Consider the following 22,879-nt stretch of genomic DNA (forward strand, 5'->3'; position numbering starts at 1 on the left):
CTCCTTCCCGCAGACGCTCGCAGCCCTCGCGGCCAGCGAGTACGATCCGGCCAACACGCGCTCGAGCTGGAAGGACACACGGTGGGGCGGCTGACCGGCGGTGACCCGTCACTGCTGCGGCGGATCAACTCCGCGGTGGTACTCCATGCACTCCAGGGCGCCGGATCTCCCACGCTCACGGATCTGACCCGGATCACCGGGCTGTCCCGGCCGACCGTCGAGGGCGTGATCGAGGGGCTGATCGAGAGCGGTCTGGTCGTCGAGACCCATGTCGAGGAGAGCGGTGCGCGCCGCCAGGGCCGTCCGGCGCGGCGTTTCCGGTTCCGGGTCGAGGCCGGCCATCTGCTGGGCGTGGAGATCGGTCCGCACCGGATCGCCGCGCTGCTGTCCGGACTCGACGGGCGCATTATCGGCGCCGGTTCCCGGGAGGTGTCGGAGACGGCCTCCGCAGACGAACGGCTGGAGCGGGTGCGGCTGGTCGTGGCGGATGTGCTGCGACGGGCCGGAGTCGCCAGGAGCAGTCTGCGGGCGGTCGGCGTCGGCTCGCCAGGCATTGTCGAGGCCGACGGCACCGTACGGCTGGGCACCGCGCTGCCCGGCTGGACCGGTCTTGCGCTCGGTCAGCGGCTGCAGAGGTCGTTCCGCTGCCCGGTGCTGGTGGAGAACGACGCGAACGCCGCGGCGGTCGCGGAGCACTGGAAAGGCGCCGCGACCGAGTCCGACGACATCGTGTTCGTCCTCGCCGGGCTCAGCCCGGGGGCCGGTTCGCTGATCGGCGGTCGGCTGCACCGCGGTTTCGGCGGAGCCGCGGGTGAGATCGGCGCGCTGCATCTGCTGGGCCGTGAGGTCACACCGGAGAAGCTGCTGTCGACGACGGACGAGCCGCTGCATCCTCTCGACGAGCAGGCGGTGGCCGATGTCTTCGCCCTCGCGAAGCAGGGCGACGTCCGGGCGCAGGCGGCGGTCGAGCGGTTCAACCAGCGGCTGGTGCACGATGTGGCGGCCCTGGTGCTGGCGCTCGATCCGGAGCTGGTGGTGATCGGCGGCTGGGCGGCAGGGCTCGACGGTGTACTGGATCCGCTCCGCGCCGAGCTGGAACGGTACTGTCTGCGTCCGCCGCGAGTGACTCTGTCGATGCTGGGCGAGGCAGCGGTGGCGACCGGTGCGCTGCGCCTGGCGCTCGACCAGGTCGAGGAGGAACTCTTCGCGGTGGAGGGAACGGTGACGGCCCGCCGCTGAGCGCGAGCTCGATGCGACGGGCCGTAAGCCGTGCGGGTCGTGACGGTGCGGGCAATCAGGAGGCGCGGCGCTCCTGGTCGTGGCTGATCTCCACGTCGCCCGAGTCGCCGAAGGTGAGCCGGCAGGTGTCGGCGCGGTATGTGGCGACGGACACGGCAGCCGTCCGGCCCTCGGAGACATAGCGGGTGGTGACGAGCAGCACGGGTGAACCGGGCAGCCGGTCGAGCTCCTTGGCGTCGTCGGCGCGTGCCGACCCGAGCTCCACCGCGCGGTCCTGTCCGTCGAGGTCGAGGCGCTGCAACTCGCGCAGCACCGCGCGGGAACGGGCGGGCCCGGACGGCGCGTCTATGGCGGACAGCTCCGGCACGGTCGAGGCCGGCACATAGAGCAGTTCCGCCGCGACCTGCTGGCCGTGCGAGACCCGGAGCCTGCGCAGGATGTGCGTCTCTTCCTCGGCACCGGTCTCCAGCAGCCGTGCCACCGCCGCCGGCGGGACCGCCGTCGCGCAGTCGACGGACTGCCAGGCGTCCTGCGCCGATCCGGGCCAGGAGTGCTGAGTGGTGGAGACGTCCACGCCCATGCGCGGCGGTGCGACGGTCGTGCCGACTCCGCGTCGGCGCTGCAACCGGCCTTCGAGCTCGAGCTGTTCGAGCGCCTGCCGGAGCGTTGCGCGGGCGACTCCGAAGCGGGCGGCGAGATCACGCTCGTTCGGCAGGATCTCCCCCACCGCGAAATCCGAGTCGAGCGCTTCGCCGATCACGGTCTTGAGGTGCCAGTACTTCGGCTCCGGCACCGATTCGAGCTGCGTGGTCCCCACCCTGATCCTCCGCAATCGCCGTGTCAGCGGCGGCTTTTCCGCGCCCTTGTTTATTAAAGGTTCCTGCACTAACTCTGCCGACCATAGGACGGGCCACCACCTTGGTCAAGACCAATCCTGGGGCCGTCACGGAATGAAGTCGATTCGTTTCTCAGAGCGTTCACACGGCGTTCGTACCGCAGTGAACCGTGCTCGGCACAGAGACCCCTTGTGTTTTCAGACAAGGGGCCTGACGTGCTGGAACGTGACTAGGCGGACGCCAGGGAGGTGAGTTTGTCGGGGTTGCGGATGATGTACACGCACTGGATTCGCCCGTCCAGAATCTCCAACTGGATGACACTGTCCAGTTTTCCGGCGGTGAGGACGATCAGCGCCGGTGCACCGTTGACCTCGACGAAGCGGAAGTCCAGTCCCGGGACCGGCTCCTTCGCCACCGCGAACAGGAAACGGCCGACCTTGTCCGCGCTCTCCATGACCCGCAGCGGCGCCTTGGCCTTTCCGCCGCTGTCGCCGACGAGGCGGACATCGGGCGCCAGCAGAGTCAGCAGTGCGTCGAGGTCGCCGCCGGCAGCGGCGGCCAGGAAGCGTTCGGTGAGATCGCGTCGCTCGGCCGGGTCCACGTCGAAGCGGGGCTTGCGCTCCTCGACATGCCGACGCGCGCGTCCGGCGAGCTGGCGTACGGCCGCCTCCGAGCGTTCGAGCGTCGTCGCGATCTCGCCGTACGGGAAGCCGAAGGCCTCACGAAGCACGAACACCGCACGCTCCAGTGGCGACAGCGCCTCCAGGACGACGAGCACGGCGAGCGAGACCGATTCGGCGAGAACCGCCCGTTCGGCCGTGTCGGGCAGGGCGGGTCCGAAGTCCGTGGCGATGGGCTCCGGCAGCCACGGGCCGACATAGGCCTCGCGCCTGGACTGGGCCTGCCGCAGCCGGTCGATGGCCAGGCGGGTGGTGATCCGTACGAGATAGCCGCGCGGCTCCAAGACGTCGTCGCGCTCGTCGGCCGACCAGCGCAGCCAGGCGTCCTGCACCACATCCTCGGCGTCGGCGGCCCGGCCGAGCATGCGGTAGGCCACTCCGGTCAGCAGGGGCCGGTTCTCTTCGAAGACGTCGGTCAGGGTGTCGGTTGCCACACCTCCATCCCAACCGACTGAGCGCTCGGTGTCCAGGCGGCAGGAGTGCGTCGCGCGGCACACCGCGCGGCTCGCCCGGGCGCTTCCCCTTGAACTGGAAGCTACCGAGCGGTAATTGTTACTGACACGCCGTCTAAGCCGCGTGTGCACGGGCGACACCAAGGAGCAGCAGGCATGGTCGCGAACATCTCGTTCCCCGTTACCTCACCCCGGGGCGGCAGCACGCTGTCCCTCGCCTACGAACGGGCGGGCGCGGGTGAGCCGCTGCTGCTGCTCCACGGCATCGGGCACCACTGGCAGGCCTGGGAGCCGGTACTCGGCATCCTCGCCGCCGAGCGCGATGTCATCGCCGTGGACCTGCCCGGCTTCGGTGTCTCACCGGCGCTGCCGGACGGTGTGGCGTACGACCTGGCCACGGTCGGCTCGGTGCTCGGCGCGCTCTGCGAGGCTCTCGGCATCGAGCGCCCCCATGTCGCGGGCAACTCGCTCGGCGGCCTGCTGGCCCTGGAGTTGGGTCGGGAGAAGCTCGTGCGGTCCGTCACGGCGCTGTCGCCCGCCGGTTTCTGGTCGGAGCTGGAGCGGCAGTACGCCTTCGCGGCGCTGCGGGCGATGCAGGTCGGCGCGCGGTCGATGCCGCTGACGATGATCGAGCGGCTGTCCCGGTCCAGCGCCGGACGTGCGGCGCTGACCAGCACGATCTATGCGAAGCCCGGCCGGCGGTCACCCGAGGCGGTCGTCGCGGAGACCCTCGCGCTGCGTGGCGCGACCGGTTTCCACGAGACGCTCGCCGCCGGCCGGGACGTCCTGTTCACCGACGACATCCCCGATGTGCCGGTCACCATCGCCTGGGGCACCCGCGACCGGCTGCTGTTGCGCCGCCAGGGCATCCGGGCCAAGCACGCCATCCCCGGGGCACGGCTCGTGCGGCTCCCCGGCTGCGGCCATGTCCCCATGAACGACGACCCGGCGCTCGTCGCCCGCGTCATTCTGGACGGCAGCCGCTGACCGCACGCCGAACACGCCCGAGCCGAGAACCGCGCCCGCGCCGACCAGCACGCCGCCCGCCGCCTGGCCCGGACCGAAGGTCCCGGTGCCGACCAGTGGCGCGGTGAGGGCCGCGGCGACGGGGATCATTCCGGTGAAGAGCGTGGCCCGTTCGGTGCCGATGCGCTGGAGTCCCATGTACCAGGTGACAAAGCCGATGACGGTGACCACGGCCGCCTGCCACAGCAGCGCCGCTGCCTCAGCCTGATGCGGCATCCGGACGAATCCCGATCCGTCGAGGACGAGACCGACGACCGTGGACTCGACGGCGGCGATGCCGCAGATGGTGGCGGTGAGCAGTTTGGGGCCGAGTGGCCGCAGCACCGGAGCGGCCAGCACGGCGAAGCCGACCTCGCCCGCGAGGGCGGCCACCGACCAGCCGATGCCCGCCGCGTCCGTACGGCCCCATCCCTGGACGACGAACGCTCCGGCCGCGACGAGCAGCGCTCCGTACAGCACCGGACGAGTCGGCCTGCGGCTGTTCAGCAGCGGTACGAGCACGGCGACGATGACAGGAGCGCAGCCGACGAACACGCCGGGCACGGCGGGTTCGGAGGTGCGCTCCGCGGCCAGGATCGCCAGGTTGAAGCCGACCATGCCGACACCGGCGAGCACGGCGAGCCGTACCCACTGGGCGGGACCGAGGTTGCGCAGCGGGTCGAGGGCGGCCCTGCCGCCGAGCAGCGGCAGCAGAAGCAGAAAGGCGAGCGCGTACCGCACCGCCTGACCGCCCGCGTACGGATAGTCGCCGAGGACGCTGTTGGCGGTGAAGGAGGCGCCGACGAGGGAGTAGGCGAAGGAGACGAGCAGTACCCCGCGCAGCGCGTTGGCGTTCAAGTGGTTCATGAAGCCGACGCTAGGCAAGGACGCGGTCTCCTTTAAGGTCCACTTTCATGACAACATCGGGGACCAATTCGGCGGACGAGCCGTCCTGGAGCACCGCCTGGGAGCTGCTGCTGCCCGCGGTCGCCGCTTCCGCGAGGCACCGCGGGCGGGCCTTGCAGTCGGCGCTGCGCGAGGCGGTCAGATCGGGGCGGCTTGCGGCCGGGACGCGGCTGCCGTCCAGCCGCGAGCTCGCCGCGGATCTGCACGTCTCGCGCGGTCTGGTCACCGAGGCGTACGAACAGCTGACGGCCGAGGGCTATCTGCGCAGCGACCGTGGCGCGGGAACCTGGGTCGGCGACGCGGCGCGCGCCGGTGTCCGGTCGGCGCGGGATCTTGCGCCGCGCACCCCCGGCGCGGAGGTGGACTTCCGTCCCGGGACGCCCGATCTCGCGCTGTTCCCGCGCGCTGCGTGGGCCGCCACCCTGAAGTCCGTACTGGCGCGGCTGCCGCATCACACGCTCGGCTATCCCGATCCGCGCGGACTGCCCGAACTGCGCACCGCGCTGGCCTCGTTACTGACCCGGCGGCGTGGTGTCGTGGCCGATCCGGAGTGCCTGGTGGTGTGCTCGGGCGTGGCGCAGGCCATGACGCTGCTCGGCTTCGTACTGCACGGGCAAGGGCAGCGGACGATCGGCGTCGAGGATCCGGGCAGCCCGGAGCACGGACCGCTGTTCGCGGCGGCCGGGCTCGGGATGACGGACCTGCCGCTCGACGACGAGGGCATGGCCCTGGAGCCGCTGCAACGCTCGGGCGTGCGTGCGGTGGTGACCACTCCGGCGCATCAGTTTCCGACCGGAATCGCCTATGCGGCGCAGCGCAGGACCGAACTCCTGGAGTGGGCACGGTCGGTGGACGGACTGATCGTCGAGGACGACTACGACGGCGACTTCCGCTACGACCGGGCTCCCGTCGGCGCCCTGCAGGGCCTGGATCCGGAACGCGTGGCCTATAGCGGCTCCGTCAGCAAGTCCCTGGCGCCGGGGCTGCGGCTGGGCTGGCTGCTCGTACCGGAGCGGCTGGTGGACGAGGTCGTCGAGCGCAAGCGCACCATGGACCTCGGCAATCCCTCGCTCGACCAGGCGCTGCTGGCAGACTTCATCGACCGCGGCGGTTACGACCGGCAACTGCGCCGCTGCCAACGGGCCTACCGGGAGCGGCGCGACACGCTCGTGCGCGCACTGGCGGAGCACTTTCCCGGCACCGAAGTCAGTGGCATCGCAGCCGGTCTGCACATCATCGCGCGGTTGCCGGAGCGGTACGGTCCCGAGGCTCAGTTCCTTGAACGCGCGGCCAGGGCCGGTGTGGCGCTGCGGCCGCTGACCGACCACGGGACGGCGCGGTTCGCGGACACGGCGGTACGGCTGGTCATCGGGTACGCGCAGCTGGCGCCGTCCGAAATCCTGCGCGGGGTGCGGATGCTGGCCGAGGCGGGTGCGGCAGGTCGTTGACGCGGGGCGGGAAACCGGTGCCTGCGGGGACAGTTGTTCACTTCCGGTTCGCGTTCGCGCCGTGACCGCGCGCTAGGCATGGCACGTCGAACGCCCCACCCGATGCGTCCTGGAGGACCAACGATGTCGCACAGTCCACGGAGACCGTCCCCCGACCGCCGTTCCGTGCTGCGCGGCACCGTCGCCGCGTCGGCGGCCCTCGCGCTGCCCGCCGTCGGTGCCGCGCCGGCGCTGGCTCTCTCCGGCCGGCCGCGCGCCGCCTGGGGTGTGCAGACCGGCGATGTGACCACGTCGTCCGGCCTGGTGTGGGTGCGCTCCGACCGTCCCGCGCGGATGATCGTGGAGACGTCCGCGACGGATTCCTTCCGCCGCACACAGCGCCTGCACGGACCGTTGCTCGGGCCCGGCACCGACTTCACCGGGACGACCCCGCTGCGCGGTCTGCCGCCGGGCGAGCAGATCCACTACCGGGTCACGCTGGCCGACCCCGACGACCCCCGCCGTACCGGCGAACCGGTCTGCGGAACGTTCCGCACGGCTCCGGCCCGGCGCCGCCAGGACGTGCGCTTCCTCTGGTCGGGCGACATCGCGGGCCAGGGCTGGGGCATCAACCCGGACGTCGGCGGCTTCCGCGCCTACGAGGAAATGCAGCGGCTCGACCCGGACTTCTTTTTGTGCAGCGGCGACACGGTCTACGCGGACGGGCCGCTCTCGCCGAGCGTGACGCTGCCCGACGGCCGGGTGTGGCGCAATATCACCACCGAGGAGAAGTCGAAGGTCGCCGAGACCCTCGGCGAGTACCGCGGAAACTTCCGCTACAACTTGCTCGACGACAATGTCCGCCGGTTCAACGCGCAGCTGCCGACCGTGGTGCAGTGGGACGACCACGAGGTGCGCAACAACTGGTACCCGGGCCAGATTTTCGACGACGCCCGCTACACGGAGAAGAACGCGGACGTCCTGGCGTCGCGGGCGATGCAGGCATTCAGCGAGTACTTCCCGGTCTCGACCCTGCCCGCGCGCGGGCAGGACGGCCGGCTCCACCGGGTGGTGCGCTACGGGCCGCTGCTGGACGTGTTCGTCCTCGACATGCGCTCGTACCGCAACGCCAACTCCCCCGGCCGGCAGGCCGACGACGAGCAGGGCATCCTCGGCGCGGAGCAGCTGGCCTGGCTCAAGCGCGAGCTGGCGCGGTCGCGTGCGGTGTGGAAGGTGATCGCGGCGGACATGCCGCTCGGTCTTGTCGTGCCGGACGGCGCGACGAACTTCGAGGCGATCGCGCAGGGCGACCCCGGAGCGCCGCTCGGCCGTGAGCTGCAGATCGCCGAGCTGCTGCGGTTCGTCAAGCACCGCCGGATCACGGGCACGCTGTGGCTGACGGCCGATGTGCACTACACATCGGCGCAGCACTACACGCCGGAGCGGGCTGCGTTCAAGGACTTCGCGCCGTTCTGGGAGTTCGTGTCCGGGCCGCTGGCCGCGGGCGGGTTCCCGGCCAATGCGCTGGACGGGACATTTGGTCCTGAGCGGGTGTTTGTGCGCGCGCCGAACCGGGCCAATGTCTCGCCGATGGAGTCGCCGCAGTACTTCGGCGAGGTCGACATCGACGGCGGCAGCGGTGAGTTGACGGTCCGGCTGCGGGCGGAGGGCGGAACGGTGCTGTTCAGCAAGGTGCTTCAGCCGGGTCTCGTCGGCCAGTAGGGCCGGGGCGACCGGTCTCGGTGGCGAGTCCTCGCCACCGAGACCGGTGTGGCCGCCTTTGAGGCTGCCGCGAGGGCCGATTGTCAGTGGTGGGATCTACGGTCTTTTCCATGACGCGATCAGTGCAGGCACTTGCCTACGCCCGGCCGTCCGCCCTCGAATCCGTGGCGGAGGGACGGCTCCTCGGTCTGGAGACGTCGGGTGGGCTCACACCGACCGGCGCGCAGGCCCATCCCACCTTCTTCTCCGGCTTCCTGACCTCGCCTCAGGCAGCGGCGCGAGGGCTGCTGGCGGTGGCGGACGTGGCGGCGGCCCGTTTCGTGGACCGCAGTCGGCGTCGGCTGCTGGACCCGGTGGTGACGGGCAACGGCGACCGGCTGCGGTTCGAGTCGTTCTCCGGCTGCGGCGGCGTGTACGCACGGCTCGATGTGCTCAGTGCGGGCCTGGACGGCGCGGAGACCGGGCACGGCACCACCAATGTGGATGTCAACAACCCGCTGCGCGAGGCGCTTTCGCGGATGACCGGCGACGATCCGCTCCATCTGCGCGTGGGTCCCGGCGAGCTGGCGGTCACCACACTGGACGGCGCGGTGGTGGAGAAGAAGGTTCCGCTGCCGGACCGCTGGCTGCGCGGGTTCGCCGAGGCACAGGTCGCCAGCGCGGGTTTCGATCTGCGGGCCGAGCTGTCCGCTGCCGAGGCGGTGCGGTTTCTGCGCTCGCTGCCCCGGACGACCGGCACGGCCTCCCGGGGCGCGATGTGGGTCGTGCCTGCGGGACGGACACTGCGGCCGACCACCCGGCCCTTGGCCGGTGCCGTGTGTCTGCCGGGTCCGGAGCGGCTGACCGCGCTGCAACGGGTGCTGCGGGATGCGACGGCGCTGCGGGTGTACGGGCCGGTGGGCGACGGCACGGCAACGGCCGGCGCCTGGGAGGTGGTGCTGCCCGGCATGCGGCTCACACTCACCCTCTCGCCCGATGTCTCGCGCGGATTCTCCGGCGAGGGCGGGGTGCTGGAGGCGCTGGCGACGGAAGAGGCCGCGCAGGACGCCGAGTTGATCTCGGTGCTGCTCGCCTGGGAGCCGAGGATCGACGTGGCCGACCTGGCCGCGCAGTCGGGGCTGACGGCCGAGCGGGTGCGGGCCGCGCTCGTCAGGCTCGGGACGGCGGGCCGCGTGGGCTACGACATCGCGGACGCCGCGTACTTCCACCGGGAGCTGCCGTACGACGCGGATCGCGCCGAGCGGCACAATCCGCGTCTGGTCGCGGCTCGGCAGCTGGTCTCGTCCGGTGCCGTGGAACTCGCGGGCGATCTGGCGTCCGTCGCCTCCGGTGAGCGCCGGTACCAGGTCCGGGAGGCGGGCGGACATCTGCGGTGCACCTGCACCTGGTGGTCGGACCATCAAGGCGGTCGCGGGCCCTGCAAACATGCGCTGGCCGTCCGCATGGTGCGCCGCGGTGCGGCCGCGGGGGACGCGGGAGCCGCACCGGGCACAGGACCCGCCGCGGCGGACGCCGTCGTGCCGGCTTCCGGAGGTGCGCGGTGAAGGAGCTGCTCGACACCGTGCGAAGCGGTCGGTTCGGCGAGATTCCCGGCATGCTCAAGCCACTGGACGCGGCCGAACGGAAAGCGCTGCTGGCCGAGTTGAAAGCCCTCCGCGCCGAACTGCGCGGCTGGGGCTGGGACCGCTGGCAGGAGCGGGGCCGTGCGCAGGCAGCGGTGCTGGTGGCCGGCGCGGGCTGTCACTCCGGCGCGGCCGCCGCGGCCGCCTGGATCGGCGCCCGCGATCTCCGGGATGCATATCCCCTGCCTCGTGGGCCCGTTCTCGATGTGCTGGCCGACAAGGACCCCAAGTGGCTCGGCGATCTCGCCCACCGGCTGGCCGGCCGGGCATCGACCGCCGAGGAGGACTATCCGCTGATCCATGAGCTGGTCCGGCTCGCCAAGTGTCCGGTGCCGACCACGGACGGCTATGTGTACGGATGGGTCGAGGCGGTCTCCCATGCGCGCAGCGGCGGGCTCGGGCGGCTGCGCCAGGACCCGCATGTGCGGACGCTGGTGCCGAGGCTGTTCGAGACGGCCGAACTCCCGGGCCGGCTCTCCTGGTACGCCGATCCCGAGGCCCCTGACCACTGGCCTTCGGTGCTCGCCGGGCTCGGCGACGACGGTGTGGTGGAGCGGTCGGTTCTGGTGAACGGCTGTGTCTCCCGGCTGCTGCGCGGCGGCCGTCCCGGTGAGATGCGGTTCCTCCTGGTGCTGCTGCGTCGGCTGGCGCTGACTCCGCAGGAGGAGAGCGCCCGGATCGCCGACTGGATCGGCATGGCGTCCGACGGGACGTCGACGGTGGCCGCGCACGCTCAGGATGTGTTCACCCGGCTCATGGAGAGCGGCGCACTGTCCACACAGGCGCTGGCCGAGCTGTCCGGCGCGGTGCTGTTCCGTACCGAGAAGAAGCTGGTGCGGGCTCAACTGGTGCTGCTGGGCAAGGCGCTGAGGAAGGACGCGAAGGCGGCGCCCGAGTTGCTGCCGGTGGTCGCCGAGGCGTTCGGCCATGAGGACGTGACGGTCCAGGAACGGGCCCTGAAGCTGGTGGCCCGGTATCTGCCGGCGACGGACGACGGGCTGCGGGAGGAACTGGCCGGATCTGCCGCCCTGTTGAGTCCGGCGCACCGTACGGCGGCCGTCGAAATCTTCGGCGCGCTGTCGCAGGACGGTCCGGCGGATGCGTACGAGGAGTTCCTGCCGCCGGTTCCCGCGCCGAGCAGACTCGCTCCGGCACCGGAATCCATGCCCGAGCTCGTCGAGGACCTGATGGTGGTCCTGCGCGGCGGCCAAGGAGTCAGCGAGTTCGAGCGCACGCTGGACGGCCTCGTGCGGCACATCCACCGGGATCCGGAACCGGTGGCGCAGGCGCTGCGCGAGGCGCTCTCCGCTCGCTGGTGGTTCGACGATTCAGCGCACTGGGACCCCAACCTGCGCTTCTCCGGCCATCCCTATGGTGTGGAGGTGCTGGCGGCCGCTCTGCTCGGGCGGGTGTCGGTCAGAACGCTCCACGACGCCCGGGTGCGCGCGCCCGCGCCCGGGAGCTGCGCCCATGCCGGGCTCATCGGGATCACCAACGCCCGGCTGTGGGAGGCGGCGTACTTCGTGCGCACCGCGCCGCTGCCGTTCCTGCTGGCGACGCCCACCTGGCACACCGGCGCGCTGGATCCGGATGTGCTGGTCGAGCGGCTGCGGGAGTACCGGCGACTCGGCGTCCAGCCCGCGCCGGTGGACTTCGCGCAGGCGCTGCTGCGAGTACGGCGCGGGGGCCCGGGCGGCGGCGGAACCACGAGCCCGGTTGGAGCCGGGACCGCTGGCATCGCCACAACCGCGAGTGACACGAGTGCCGCACGGGCCGCCGCCGATCTCGGCACTCCGGAGGGCGACCGCCTCGCCGCCTGGCTGTCCGGCGAGGGTCCGGTCCTGCCCGCGCTCCGTCCCGGCAGCGCGCCGGAGCCCGAGCCTGACGCAGCACCCGGCCTTCTCCAGCGCCCGGCCAGGGCCACCCGGCGGCTGCTGCACGAGACTCGGGAACGGCGGGCGATACAGCGGGAGTTGCCGAAGGCCTTCCGCTGGCTGAGCCAGGAGGCGGATGTCTCCTACCGGGGCTGCCACCACTGGGCGGGCTGGCAGCCGCAGTGGCCCGCCGTGATTCCGCACGAGCGGGAGGCGCTCGCCGCCTGGATGCAGCCAGGGCTGACGGCCTGCGCCGCGGACGATCTGCGCGGCGATCCGCAGTGTCTGCCGGCGCTAGCCGAGGCCGACAGCGCGGACGCGACCGCGGGGCCCGCCATGCATCGAGCGGTGGCCGCCGGTCTCGGGGCCCGGCATGCCGAGGACCGGCTCGCCGCGGTGGACGCGCTGCTCGTGCTGGCAGCACGGGGACAATTGGACGGCGCACTGCTGGGTCGCTATCTGGCCGAACTCGTCGCGCTCGGCTCGCTCAAGCCCAACCGGCTGGCCGAGTCCGCGCGTACGGCCGCGGCCACCGGCGCGTACGCGACCACCTGGTCGTTTCTCGCCACCGCGCTGCCCGGTCTGCTGACCGCGGGGGCCGCACCCCGCGGACTCGGCGAGATACTGGCCGTGGCCGCCGAGTGCGTGGAGCGCTGTGGAGCTGCCGTCCCGGGTCTGCCGGCCGTACCGGCGGACGGGATACCGGGGCTGGCGCACCTGGCCGGGCGAGGCGGTTCCTCGCAGCTGGTCGCCCAGGCGTCACGGCTCATGAACGCCTTGCGGCGATGAGCCGAACACTCCACGCCAGAAACAGCGAAAACCAGTCGATATTCGCACAGATAGGCACTTAACCCATCAGTCACAAACCGTTCGTGATCACGCAACACGATTCCGTCACAGTAAAGCCATGACTGATGTGACTTCCGCGAAGAGTGCCCGCCGCCCACACCACTGGCGGCGGGATCTGATCGAACTGGCAGCCCTGTTCACCGCGGTGGCGGTCGCCGACGCCATCGCGAACCTGATCGGACATCGGCCGAACGGACCGTTCCTGCTCATCGCCTCCGCCGTGGCGCTCGTCGCCACGGCCGGGTTCCACACATGGTGGGCACGACGCCACAGCCATGCGCCTCCGGCCGATGTCGGCGGCAGAACAGAGGAGGGGACGCACGGCACAGACGGGACGGCGCTCGAAACAACCCTGTGGCGGATGCGCACCACCGTGCGTGACACGCCCGGCAGCCTGGCCGCGCTCTGCACCGCGCTAGCCGGACTGCGCATCGACATCCTGACCCTGCAGACACACCCGCTCGCGGACGGCACGGTCGACGAGTTCCTGCTGCGATCCCCCGCATCACTGCAGGCGCAGCAGCTGACCCAGGTCGTTGCGGCGGCGGGCGGCAGCAGCACCTGGATCGAGCGCGCCGACGCCCACGATCTCGTCGACACGCCGACGCGAGTGCTCGGCCTCGCCACGCGTACCGCACTGGACGCGGCCGAACTGCCGCTGGCACTGCGCCAGTTGCTCGGCCGGTGCACGATCCACTCCACACCCCCGGTGTCGCTCACCGGCCGCCCGACCGGCGACCTCCCGCCCGTGGAAGGCGTGCTGGACGACACCGTGATGCGGCTGCGCGACCCGAACGGCGGGGCGATCACCGTCGAGCGGCCGTATCTGCCGTTCACACCCACGGAGTTCGCCCGGGCCCGCGCGCTGGTGGAGCTCGACGCCCGGCTCGGCCCGCGCATCCCGCGCAGCCAGGACGTGCTCACCCTGCCCGAGGGCAATGAGATCACCGTCCGCCGTGCCGACCAGGGCGATGTCGAGGCCGCGGTGGCCATGCAGGAGCGCTGCTCCGACCACACGCTGAGCCTTCGCTACCACGGCCCGGTCGGCGACGCCGACCGCTATCTCAACCATCTCCTCAGCCCCCGCTTCGGCCGCACGCTCGCCGTGGAGACGGCCTCGGGACGGCTCGTCGCCCTCGGCCATCTCCTGTGGGACGGCGACGAGACCGAGGTCGCCCTGATCGTCGAGGACGCCTGGCAGCGCCGCGGCATCGGTTCGGAGCTGCTCGGCCGGCTCATCGCCCTCGCCGACGAGGCCGGCTGCCGCAGCGTGTACGCCGTGACCCAGTCGTCCAACACCGGCATGGTCGCCGCCATGCGCGGGCTCGGACTGCCCCTCGACTACCAGATCGAGGAGGGCACGCTGGTGATCACCGCGCGACTGGACGGGACTGCCGTACGCCGCCCTTCCCGATTCGAACAGGTTGAGCGCTGAGGGCCTCGGCCAGATCGCGCCAGAGATCCTCGACGTCCTCGAGCCCGACCGACAGCCTCAGCAGCCGGTCGCTGACGCCCGCCGAGCGCCGGTCTCCCTCAGCCACGATGCGGTGGCTGATGGAGGCCGGATGCTGGATCAGGCTGTCGACGCTGCCGAGGCTCACCGCGGGAGTGATCAGCCGTACGCCGGCGATCACCTGGTGCGGGTCTCCGTAGACCTCGAAGGAGACCATCGCCCCGCCGATCTTCGGATAGTGGACCCGGGCGATCCGCGGGTCGGCGGCCAGCCGGCAGGCCAGATCGGCGGCGGAGGCCGATGCGGCCCTGACCCGTACCGGGAGCGTGGAGAGCCCGCGCAGCAGCAGATATCCGGCCATCGGGTGCAGGACGCCGCCGGTCGCGAAGCGGACCTGCCGCAGCAGGCCCGCGAACTTCTCGTCGCAGGCCACCACGCCGCCCATCACATCGCCGTGGCCGCCGAGGTACTTGGTCGCGCTGTGCAGCACGATCCGCGCGCCGTGGTCCAGCGGGCGCTGGAGCACCGGAGTGGCGAAGGTGTTGTCGACCATCAGCGGCACGGATCCGCATGCATGGCGCACGGCTCGGAGATCGACTTCCGCGAGCGTCGGATTGGCCGGTGTCTCGACCATGACAAGGCCGGTGTCGGGCCGGATCGCTTCGGCGATTCCCGCCGGATCCGTCCAGGTCACCTCGGTGCCGAGCAGACCTGCGGCCAGCAGATGGTCGCTGCATCCGTAGAGCGGACGCACGGCCACCACATGGCGCAGGCCCATGCTCGCCCGTGCCAGCAGCACGGCGGTGAGGGCTGCCATCCCGCTGGCGAAGGCCACCGCGCTCTCGGCGCCTTCCAGCCGGGCGAGCGCGGTCTCGAAGCGGGCCGTCGTCGGGTTGTCGAGCCGGGCGTAGACCGGCGGGCCCTCCAGGCGTCCGCCGGTGGCGGCGAACGCGTCGATACGCTCGGCCTCCCCCGCGGCGTCGTACGACGGGTAGGTGGTCGACAGATCGATCGGTGGGGCGTGCAGGCCCAGCTCTGCGAGGTCCTCGCGTCCGGCGTGGACCGCGTCGGTGGCCAGAGCCCGGGGTGTGGCGGTGGCGAAGGCTGCGTTCTCCATGGCCGCACTGTGAACACTTTCCGGAAAGCTTGGGCCATAGCCCGTGCTACGTTCGGCGAATGGCTGAAACTGTCGCTCTTGACCCGGTGGATCTCCAGATCCTCCGCCTGCTGCAGAACGACGCCCGGACCACCTATCGCGATCTTGCGGCGGAGGTCGGGGTGGCGCCCTCCACCTGTCTGGACCGGGTCGCGAGGCTGCGTCGCGCGGGTGTGATCCTCGGGCACCGGCTGGCGCTGGATCCGGCGCGGCTCGGGCGCGGGCTGCAGGCGCTGCTGTCGGTTCAGGTGCGTCCGCACCGGCGCGAACTGATCGGTCCGTTCGTCGAGCGGATCCGCGCGCTCCCCGAATCACTGGCGCTGTTCCATCTCACCGGCCCCGAAGACTACTTGGTGCATGTGGCGGTGGCGGACACCGCCGATCTGCAGCGGCTGGTGGTGGACGAGTTCACCTCGCGGCGTGAAGTCGCCCGCGTGGAGACGAGGTTGATATTCCAGCAGTGGGAGTGCGGCCCACTGCTGCCTCCGCCGACGGAGGACTGACCGGGGCGGCCGATCAGGGTGACCGGCCGAGCCGACTGGCCAGGGTGACTGACCAGCCGAACGACAGGCCGTCCGGACCGGATGATGGTGACGCGGAGGCCCCACTCGTATGAGGATGTGCGCATGTCAGTCACCCTCAGCAGTCCGCTGCCCCGACAGGTCGCCGACGCCTATGTCGACGCACTCATTGAACTCGATCCGACCATCGGCACATATCTGGGCCACAAGGAGAGCGCAGGCCTCCTCCCCGACTACTCACCCGCAGGTCAGGAGGGATTCGCCGACCTTGCACGGGAGACGCTCGCCAGGCTCGACAAGGCCGAGAAGCGGCCGGGTGCCGAGACTGATGCGGAACGGCGCTGCGGACGGTTGCTGCGAGAGCGCCTGACGGCTGAACTCGCCGTCCACGAGGCGGAGGAGTCGCTGCGCACGGTGAGCAACATGCGCTCGCCGGTGCACGAGGTGCGTGAGGTGTTCACCGTGACGCCGACGCAGACCGATGAGGACTGGGCGGCCATCGCGCAGCGGCTTCGTGCGGTGCCGCGCGCGCTGGAGGGTTATCGCGCCTCGCTCGAACTCGGCCTGGACCGGAAGCTGTTCGGCGGACCACGGGCCACAGCAACCAATATCGGCCAAATGACGGAGTGGCTCGGCACGGAACGCAGCTGGTTCGAAGACTTCGTCGCGGACGGCCCCCTCACGCTCCGCGCCGAGCTCGACGCCGCTGCCCGTACGGCGACCGACGCACTGGCCGAGCTGCGGAACTGGATGCGCGATGTGTACGCGCCCGCCGTGGCTGACGCCCCCGACACGGTGGGCCGCGAGCGCTACGCCCGCTGGTCGCGCTACTTCAACGGCACCGACCTCGACCTCGACGAGGCCTATGCGTACGGCTGGTCCGAATACCACCGGCTGCTGGCCGAGATGAGGACGGAGGCCGACAAGATCCTTCCGGGTGCCGGGCCCTGGGAGGCTCTGGCCCATCTCGACGTGCACGGAGAGCACATCGAAGGCGTCGAGGAGGTACGGGTCTGGCTCCAGAAGCTGATGGACGAGGCAATCGAGGCGCTGGACGGCACGCACTTCGAACTCGCCGAGCGGGTACGGAAGGTGGAGTCCCGGATCGCGCCGCCCGGCGGTGCGGCCGCGCCGTACTACACCGGCCCCTCGGAGGACTTCAGCCGACCCGGCCAGACCTGGCTGCCGACGATGGGCGACACCCGCTTCCCGGTGTACGACCTGGTGTCGACCTGGTACCACGAAGGCGTGCCCGGCCATCATCTGCAGATCGCGCAGTGGGCGCATGTCGCCGACCAGCTCTCGCGCTACCAGGCCACGATCGGCGGGGTCAGCGCGAACGCCGAGGGCTGGGCGCTGTACGCGGAGCGGCTGATGGACGAGCTGGGCTTTCTGCCCGACCCGGAGCGCAGGCTCGGCTACCTGGACGCGCAGATGATGCGGGCCTGCCGGGTGATCGTGGACATCGGCATGCACCTGGAGCTGGAGATTCCGGCGGATTCGCCGTTCCACCCGGGCGAGCGCTGGACGCCGGAGCTGGCGCAGGAGTTCTTCGGCAGCCACTGCGGGCGGCCCGCGGACTTCGTGGAGAGCGAAATGATCCGGTACCTGTCGGTGCCGGCCCAGGCGATCGGCTACAAGCTGGGCGAGCGGGCCTGGCTGCTGGGCCGGGAGAACGCGCGCAAGGCGCACGGCGACGCGTTCGACGCGAAGGCGTGGCACATGGCGGCGCTGTCGCAGGGCTCGCTGGGTCTGGACGATCTGGTCGACGAACTGTCCAAGCTGTGACGCTGATTGGCTGATCCGCCGACGAGAGGTGGCCGGGACCATGCCCCTGGGCCTGGTCCCGGCCGCACGCCTCCCAGTTCGCCGCCCTGCCGAAGGGGCTCAGCAGCCGCAGTCGGCCGCGTCGACCGGGGCCGTCAGCGGGTCCGCGTCGCGCCGCGTGTCGCCCTCCCAGGTCTCGAAGGAGAACCCCTCGCGCACCCAGTACTCGAAACCGCCGAGCATCTCCTTGACCTGGTAGCCGAGCTCGGCGAGTGCGAGTGCCGCGCGCGTGGCGCCGTTGCAGCCGGGGCCCCAGCAGTACGTGACCACCGGTACCGACCTGTCCAGCAGTTGCTCCGCCTGTTCGGCGATCAGCGCGGTCGGCAGATGGACGGCGCCGGGAACATGTCCCTGGTCCCAGGACTCGGTGGACCGCGAGTCGAGGACGACAAAGCCCGGGTCGCCGCCGGCCGCCAGCGCCGCGGCGACGTCCGAGACATCGGCGTGGAAGGCCAGGCTCGCGCCGAAGTACTCGGCGGCAGCCGCGGGCGGGGCCGGCGGGACTCGGGTGACGGGGTTCGTGGTGCGTTGCGCAGTCGTCGTCATGACCCAAAATCTACGATCGGCGGCCTTCGTCCTGAAGTGACAATCCCCGGCACTTGTCTTGATCGGCCGGTGATTTCCCTGCTATCTCTCGAACATGACCGGATATTCACCGGACGCCACCGACTGGCGCATCCTCCAGGCCCTGCAGAGCCAGGGCCGGGCCAGCTTCGCCGAACTCGCCAGGGCCGTCTCCATGTCATCGAGCGCCGTCACCGAGCGGGTGCGGCGGCTGGAGGAGGCCGGGGTCATCGCGGGCTACACGGCGGTGGTCGACCAGGAGCGGCTCGGGCTGCCGATCCTCGCGTTCGTACGGCTCCGCTATCCCAACGGCAACTACAAGCCGTTCCACGATCTGCTGGAGACGACGCCCGAGATCCTCGAGGCCCACCATGTGACCGGCGACGACTGCTTCGTGCTGAAGGTCGCCACCCGCTCCATGCACCACCTCGAAGAGGTGTCCGGCAAGATCGGCACGCTCGGCTCGGTCACCACGAGCGTCGTCTACTCCTCGCCGCTGCCGCGCCGCGCGATCAGCCGCTGAGCGGCGCGCTGCGCAGCCGGACGACCGATCCGTGCCGCTCCTTGACCACTTCGAGCTGGGTCGGGATGCGGCGGCGCAGGTCGGCGACATGGCTGACGATGCCGACGCTGCGGTCCCGCTCGCGCAGCGAGTCGAGCACGTCGAGCACCTCGTCGAGCGTCTGCTCGTCCAGGCTGCCGAAGCCCTCGTCGATGAAGAGCGTTTCGAGCTGTACGCCGCCGGCCTCGTCGGTCACCACATCGGCGAGGCCCAGGGCGAGCGAAAGCGAGGCGAAGAAGGTCTCGCCGCCGGAGAGCGTGGCCGTGTCGCGCTCGCTGCCGGTCCAGGCGTCGACGACATGCAGCCCGAGCCCCGCGCGTCTGCCGCCGGACCGGGCGTCGGAGTGCACCAGCGTGTAGCGGCCGGCCGACATGCGCTGCAGCCGCACGGTGGCGGCGGCCGCGACCTGTTCCAGGCGTGCGGCGAGGACATACGACTCCAGGCGCATCTTGCGCTCGTTGTCGGCGGAGGTGCCCGCGGTGAGCCCGGCGAGGCGGGCCACCCGCTCGTACTCCTCGCGGAGCGGGCCGAGCCGGAGCACCTCGGCGGCCGCCTGGCGGGACAGCCGACCGAGCTCGCCGGACCGCTCGCGGGCGGCGGACAGCGCGGACGCGGCGTCGCGCACCGCACGGTCGGCACCGTCCTGGGCGGCGCGGGCCGCTTCCGGGTCGGCGGGCGGATGCTCCGCCGCGCTCATCGTGTCCGCCTCGGCCAACCGGTCGGCGACGGCCGCGGCTTCGGTCTGCCAGGCGTCGATCCGGTGCTGCAACTCACGGTGCCGCGCGTCGTCGAGCAGTGCGGCAGCCGCGGCCTTCGGTGTGTCGAACCCGGCGCGGAAGGCGGCGTCGGCGAGCCGGTCGTCGGCCTCCTTGAGGCGCTGGGCGGTGAGGTCGAAGACCCGGGCTGCCTCGGCGGCCTCGGCGAGCAGCCGCACCCGCCGCTCCAGCAGCGCGGCGTGCTCGGCGACACTGCTTTCACCGCCGCGCGCCTGCGCCAACTCCTCGGCCAGTGCGGCCTGTTCCCGGTCGAGCGCCTCACGCTGCGAGGTCCGCCCGGCAACCCGCCGCTCGGCCTGCTGCTGCGCGCTCCGCCGCTCCTCGTGCTCGCGCTCGGCCCGGCCGAGAGCCTCGCGGGCGGCATGCATGCCGGAGGCGACGCGGTGTGCGTGCTGGTGCTCGCGCTCCAACTGCTCGACGGCTGCGAGCAGTTCACGCGCATCGGGTTCCGTGTCGGCCTCTCCTCCGTCCCCCTGCGCGTGCTCCCTCGCCGTCGCCAATGCCTCCCGCACGACGGCGAGTTCGCGTTCCGCCGCCGACTTCGCCGTGTCCGCGCGCGTGGAGGACTCGTACGCCGACTCCTCCGCCGCGCGGTCCACATGGCCTTCGCCCGCGCGGGCCGGTGCGGGGTGCTCCGCTGAGCCGCAGACCGTGCACGGCTTCCCCGGCACGAGGGCCGCCGCCAGTTCCGCCGCGATGCCGCGCAGGCGCCGCTCCTTGAGGTCGAGCCAGCGCTCCCGGGCCGCGTTCGCCTGCTCGCGGGCCGTACGGAGCTGTTCCTCGATCCGGTCGGCGCGCTCGGCGAGTTCGTCCCGTTCGCGGGCCGCGCCAAGGCCCCGGCGGGCGGGCTCGAGTCGGCCCGCGAGGTGCTCGGCGCGGGTGGCCGCGTCCTGGGCAGCCGTGATGCGTTCCTGGTGGGTGTCGCGGAGCGCGTCCCAGCCGGACAGCCAGGCCGCCGCGTCCTGGAGGACGTCTTCGTCCGCGCGGGCCTGCCGGTCCAGGTCGGCGCGCTCGCGGGTGATCTCGGCGCTGCGTCGCTCGGCCCTGCGGGCGGCTTCGAGTGCGCCGAGGTCCTGGCGCAGCCGGCGCTCCAGGCCGGACAGTTGCTCCGCGCCGGCCTCCATGAGGTCGGGGTGGAGCTCGGCCCTGGCCCGGTCGTGTGATGTGCTCGCGCCCAGGTGCTCGCGCTCGGCGTCGTCCCTCAGCCGCAGCGCGGGACCCACCAGCTCCGCCTTGCGGGACCGTTCCAGCCGGGTCCGCAGCGCTTCGCGCTCCGGCCGCAGTTCCTCCAGCGCTGTGGCGCGGCTGCGGGCGTCGTCGTATCGCCGCTGCAGCCGGTCGAGTTCGCGCTCGGCGTCCAGCGCCAGCCGCGCGGCGGCCTGCCTGCTCTCCGCCGCGGACAGCGCGGCATCGGCGATGTCCATGCGCTCACGGGCTCCGGCGCGCGCGACGGCCGCCCAGGCGAGGACGGCCGCGGCGAGTCCCGGATCTCCGGGCTGCTGCTGGGGTAGCGGCCAGTCGTCGGCGGCCGCGCCCGCGGCCTGCTCCATGCGGTGGGCGATGGCGAGCAGCCGCTCGTCGCCGGCCCGCACTTGTGCCTCCGCTGCCCGCCGTTGGTCGGCGAGGCGGTCCTCGACGGCGGCGAAGCGCCGGGTGTCGAAGAGCCGGCCGAGCAGCTTGCCGCGTGCCTCGGCGTCGGCGCGCAGGAAGCGCGCGAAGTCGCCCTGCGGCAGCAGCACCACCTGGCAGAACTGGTCGCGGCTCATCCCGAGGAGCTGGGTGAGTTCTTCGCCGATCTCCTGGTGGGAGCGGCTGAGCGCCTTCCAGGCGCCGGTCCCGGAGTCGTACTCGCGCAGCCAGCTCTGGGCCTTCTCCGTCGTGAAGCCGCCGCCCTTCTTCTTGGGGCGGGGCTGGGCGGGGCGCCGGCGGATCTCCAGTCTCCGTCCGCCCACGGTCAGTTCGAGAGCGACCTCGGTGAATGTGCCGTGCTGCGCGTGGTCGCTGCGCAGCGACGTGCCCGGGCTCTGCCGCGCGCCCGGCACCGCTCCGTACAGCGCGAAGCACACCGCGTCGAGCACCGAGGTCTTGCCGGCGCCGGTCGGCCCGTGGAGCAGGAAGATCCCGGCGGCGGACAGCGCGTCGAAGTCGACGTCCTGGCTCGAGCCGAAGGGGCCGAAGGCGCTGACGGTCAGTTGGTGCAGTCTCACCCGGCCACCTCGCGCACGCCGTCGTCCACGCGCACGTCGTCGAACGCCCCGCGCAGCACGGTGCGTTCCCGCTCGTCGGGCCCGCTGCCGCCGCGCACATGGGCCACGAAGTCCTCGGCGATCTGCTGGTCGCTGCGTCCCCGCAGCCGCTGTGCGTACGAGGCGACGGCATCGCCTTCGGTGCGCTCGGGCTCGAAGACGAGGCTGAGGGTGTGCGGGAACCGTTCGGTGAGGCGCGCCATCGGGTCGGCCGGACGGACCGCGTCGGTGAGGGTCGCCTCGACGAAGGACTGTTCGTGCACGTCGAGCGCCGGGTCGTCGAGGAGTTCGTCCAGCGAGCCACGCAGCCGGGCGAGCGGCCGCGGCACGGGGCAGTCGACACGCTCGGCCGTGATCCCGCCGTCCGCGCCGAGGTCGACGAGCCACATGCTCTTGCGGTGGTGCGTCTCGGAGAAGGAGTAGGCGAGCGGCGATCCGGAGTAGCGCACGCGCTCGCTGATGGTCTGACAGCCGTGCAGATGGCCGAGCGCCACGTAGTCGACGCCGTGGAAGACTCCGGCGGGCACCGCGGAGACGCCTCCGACGGTGATGTCCCGTTCGCTCTCGCTCTCTTCGCCACCAGCGACGAAGGCGTGCGCGAGAACGAGCGAGCGGGTGCCGGCCGGACGGGTCGCCAGATCGGCGCGCACCCGGTCCATCGCCGCGCCGATCACGGCCTCGTGGTGTGCCTTGTCCGTCTTGAACTCGTCCTTCACCAGCGCCGGTTCGAGATACGGCAGTCCGTAGCACGCCACTTCACCGTGGGCGTCGCTCAGCAGGACCGGCGTATCGCATACGGCAGGATCGGTCCGCAGATGGATCCCGGCGCGCTCGATCAGCCCGGCTCCGACACCGAGCCGGCGCGCCGAGTCGTGGTTGCCGGAGATCATCACGGTCGGCACGCCCACGGCTGCCAGTCGATGAAGGGCCTCGTCGAACAGCTCCACGGCGCTGAGCGGCGGTACCGCCCGGTCGTACACATCTCCCGCGACCAGCACCGCGTCCACGTCGCGCTCGCGCACCGTCGTCACCAGGTGATCCAGGAACGCGGCCTGGGCGGCGAGCATGCTCACCCGATGGAACGACCGCCCCAGATGCCAGTCCGACGTATGCAGGAATCTCATGATCCCCGAGAGTATCGGTGGGGTCTGACATCACGTGC

The 22,879-nt window shown here is 71.7% G+C and carries 16 protein-coding genes and 1 pseudogene; 10 read left to right on the plus strand and 7 right to left on the minus strand.

Going from position 1 to position 22,879, the window contains the following annotated elements; translation table 11 throughout:
* The first annotated feature begins 81 nt into the window (after nucleotides 1-81).
* Nucleotides 82-1,239 carry an ROK family transcriptional regulator gene (locus ACH4YL_RS02985; protein WP_398504163.1) on the plus strand — a complete coding sequence of 386 codons (1,158 nt, stop codon included), beginning with the start codon at nucleotides 82-84 and terminating at the stop codon, nucleotides 1,237-1,239.
* Nucleotides 1,240-1,294: 55 nt separating this feature from the next.
* On the opposite strand, the gene ACH4YL_RS02990 is transcribed toward ACH4YL_RS02985, so the two are convergent.
* Nucleotides 1,295-2,056: a GntR family transcriptional regulator gene (locus ACH4YL_RS02990; RefSeq protein WP_398504165.1), complete on the minus strand. Its 762-nt coding sequence runs from the start codon at nucleotides 2,054-2,056 to the stop codon at nucleotides 1,295-1,297.
* Between the two features lie 248 nt (nucleotides 2,057-2,304).
* Nucleotides 2,305-3,189, minus strand: a complete 885-nt coding sequence (locus tag ACH4YL_RS02995; protein ID WP_398504167.1) for an RNA polymerase sigma-70 factor — start codon at nucleotides 3,187-3,189, stop codon at nucleotides 2,305-2,307.
* 174 nt (nucleotides 3,190-3,363) lie between these two features.
* On the opposite strand from ACH4YL_RS02995, the gene ACH4YL_RS03000 reads away from it, so the two are divergent.
* The gene (locus tag ACH4YL_RS03000; protein ID WP_398504169.1) at nucleotides 3,364-4,194 is read left to right on the plus strand and encodes an alpha/beta fold hydrolase; all 831 of its coding nucleotides are present in this window, start codon (nucleotides 3,364-3,366) and stop codon (nucleotides 4,192-4,194) included.
* A 36-nt stretch (nucleotides 4,195-4,230) separates the two neighbouring features.
* Here ACH4YL_RS03000 and ACH4YL_RS03005 read toward each other — a convergent pair.
* Nucleotides 4,231-5,079, minus strand: a pseudogene (locus ACH4YL_RS03005) (DMT family transporter); the annotation flags it as partial.
* Between the two features lie 47 nt (nucleotides 5,080-5,126).
* On the opposite strand from ACH4YL_RS03005, the gene ACH4YL_RS03010 reads away from it, so the two are divergent.
* From ACH4YL_RS03010 to ACH4YL_RS03030, 5 genes are all read left to right on the plus strand, one after another.
* Nucleotides 5,127-6,566, plus strand: a complete 1,440-nt coding sequence (locus ACH4YL_RS03010; protein ID WP_398504171.1) for a PLP-dependent aminotransferase family protein — start codon at nucleotides 5,127-5,129, stop codon at nucleotides 6,564-6,566.
* A 123-nt stretch (nucleotides 6,567-6,689) separates the two neighbouring features.
* The gene (locus ACH4YL_RS03015) at nucleotides 6,690-8,267 is read left to right on the plus strand and encodes an alkaline phosphatase D family protein (RefSeq protein ID WP_398504173.1); all 1,578 of its coding nucleotides are present in this window, start codon (nucleotides 6,690-6,692) and stop codon (nucleotides 8,265-8,267) included.
* Between the two features lie 110 nt (nucleotides 8,268-8,377).
* Nucleotides 8,378-9,811, plus strand: a complete 1,434-nt coding sequence (locus ACH4YL_RS03020) for an SWIM zinc finger family protein (RefSeq protein ID WP_398504175.1) — start codon at nucleotides 8,378-8,380, stop codon at nucleotides 9,809-9,811.
* Nucleotides 9,808-12,552, plus strand: coding sequence for a DUF6493 family protein (locus ACH4YL_RS03025; RefSeq protein WP_398504177.1), 2,745 nt, complete (start codon nucleotides 9,808-9,810; stop codon nucleotides 12,550-12,552). Before ACH4YL_RS03020 ends, ACH4YL_RS03025 begins: the two co-directional genes overlap by 4 nt.
* Nucleotides 12,553-12,670: 118 nt before the next feature.
* Nucleotides 12,671-14,047 (plus strand): GNAT family N-acetyltransferase, encoded by a 1,377-nt coding sequence (locus tag ACH4YL_RS03030; RefSeq protein ID WP_398504179.1) that lies wholly within the window; start codon nucleotides 12,671-12,673, stop codon nucleotides 14,045-14,047.
* Here the strand turns inward: ACH4YL_RS03030 and ACH4YL_RS03035 are convergent.
* On the minus strand, nucleotides 13,983-15,182 hold the full coding sequence (locus tag ACH4YL_RS03035; RefSeq protein ID WP_398504181.1) for a trans-sulfuration enzyme family protein: 1,200 nt from the start codon (nucleotides 15,180-15,182) through the stop codon (nucleotides 13,983-13,985). The genes ACH4YL_RS03030 and ACH4YL_RS03035 overlap by 65 nt on opposite strands.
* 59 nt (nucleotides 15,183-15,241) lie before the next feature.
* Between ACH4YL_RS03035 and ACH4YL_RS03040 the strand changes: the two genes are divergently transcribed.
* Together ACH4YL_RS03040 and ACH4YL_RS03045 are read left to right on the plus strand one after the other, a co-directional pair.
* Nucleotides 15,242-15,724 (plus strand): Lrp/AsnC family transcriptional regulator, encoded by a 483-nt coding sequence (locus ACH4YL_RS03040; RefSeq protein ID WP_398504183.1) that lies wholly within the window; start codon nucleotides 15,242-15,244, stop codon nucleotides 15,722-15,724.
* 123 nt (nucleotides 15,725-15,847) lie between these two features.
* A complete protein-coding gene (locus tag ACH4YL_RS03045) occupies nucleotides 15,848-17,530 on the plus strand; it encodes a DUF885 domain-containing protein (RefSeq protein WP_398504185.1) in 1,683 nt (560 codons plus the stop codon).
* Between the two features lie 99 nt (nucleotides 17,531-17,629).
* Here the strand turns inward: ACH4YL_RS03045 and ACH4YL_RS03050 are convergent, their stop codons facing one another.
* Nucleotides 17,630-18,115 (minus strand): rhodanese-like domain-containing protein, encoded by a 486-nt coding sequence (locus ACH4YL_RS03050; RefSeq protein WP_398504187.1) that lies wholly within the window; start codon nucleotides 18,113-18,115, stop codon nucleotides 17,630-17,632.
* 94 nt (nucleotides 18,116-18,209) lie between these two features.
* Here ACH4YL_RS03050 and ACH4YL_RS03055 point away from each other — a divergent pair, with 94 nt between their 5' ends.
* Nucleotides 18,210-18,656 (plus strand): Lrp/AsnC family transcriptional regulator, encoded by a 447-nt coding sequence (locus tag ACH4YL_RS03055; RefSeq protein ID WP_398504189.1) that lies wholly within the window; start codon nucleotides 18,210-18,212, stop codon nucleotides 18,654-18,656.
* On the opposite strand, the gene ACH4YL_RS03060 is transcribed toward ACH4YL_RS03055, so the two are convergent.
* Nucleotides 18,646-21,678 carry an AAA family ATPase gene (locus ACH4YL_RS03060; protein ID WP_398504191.1) on the minus strand — a complete coding sequence of 1,011 codons (3,033 nt, stop codon included), beginning with the start codon at nucleotides 21,676-21,678 and terminating at the stop codon, nucleotides 18,646-18,648. The genes ACH4YL_RS03055 and ACH4YL_RS03060 overlap by 11 nt on opposite strands.
* Complete coding sequence (locus ACH4YL_RS03065) at nucleotides 21,675-22,841, minus strand: exonuclease SbcCD subunit D (RefSeq protein WP_398504193.1); 1,167 nt, start codon at nucleotides 22,839-22,841, stop codon at nucleotides 21,675-21,677. The genes ACH4YL_RS03060 and ACH4YL_RS03065 overlap by 4 nt, the downstream gene beginning before the upstream one ends.
* Nucleotides 22,842-22,879 lie beyond the last annotated feature (38 nt).

This window comes from Streptomyces sp. NPDC020681, assembly GCF_044334895.1.
Classification (GTDB): domain Bacteria; phylum Actinomycetota; class Actinomycetes; order Streptomycetales; family Streptomycetaceae; genus Streptomyces.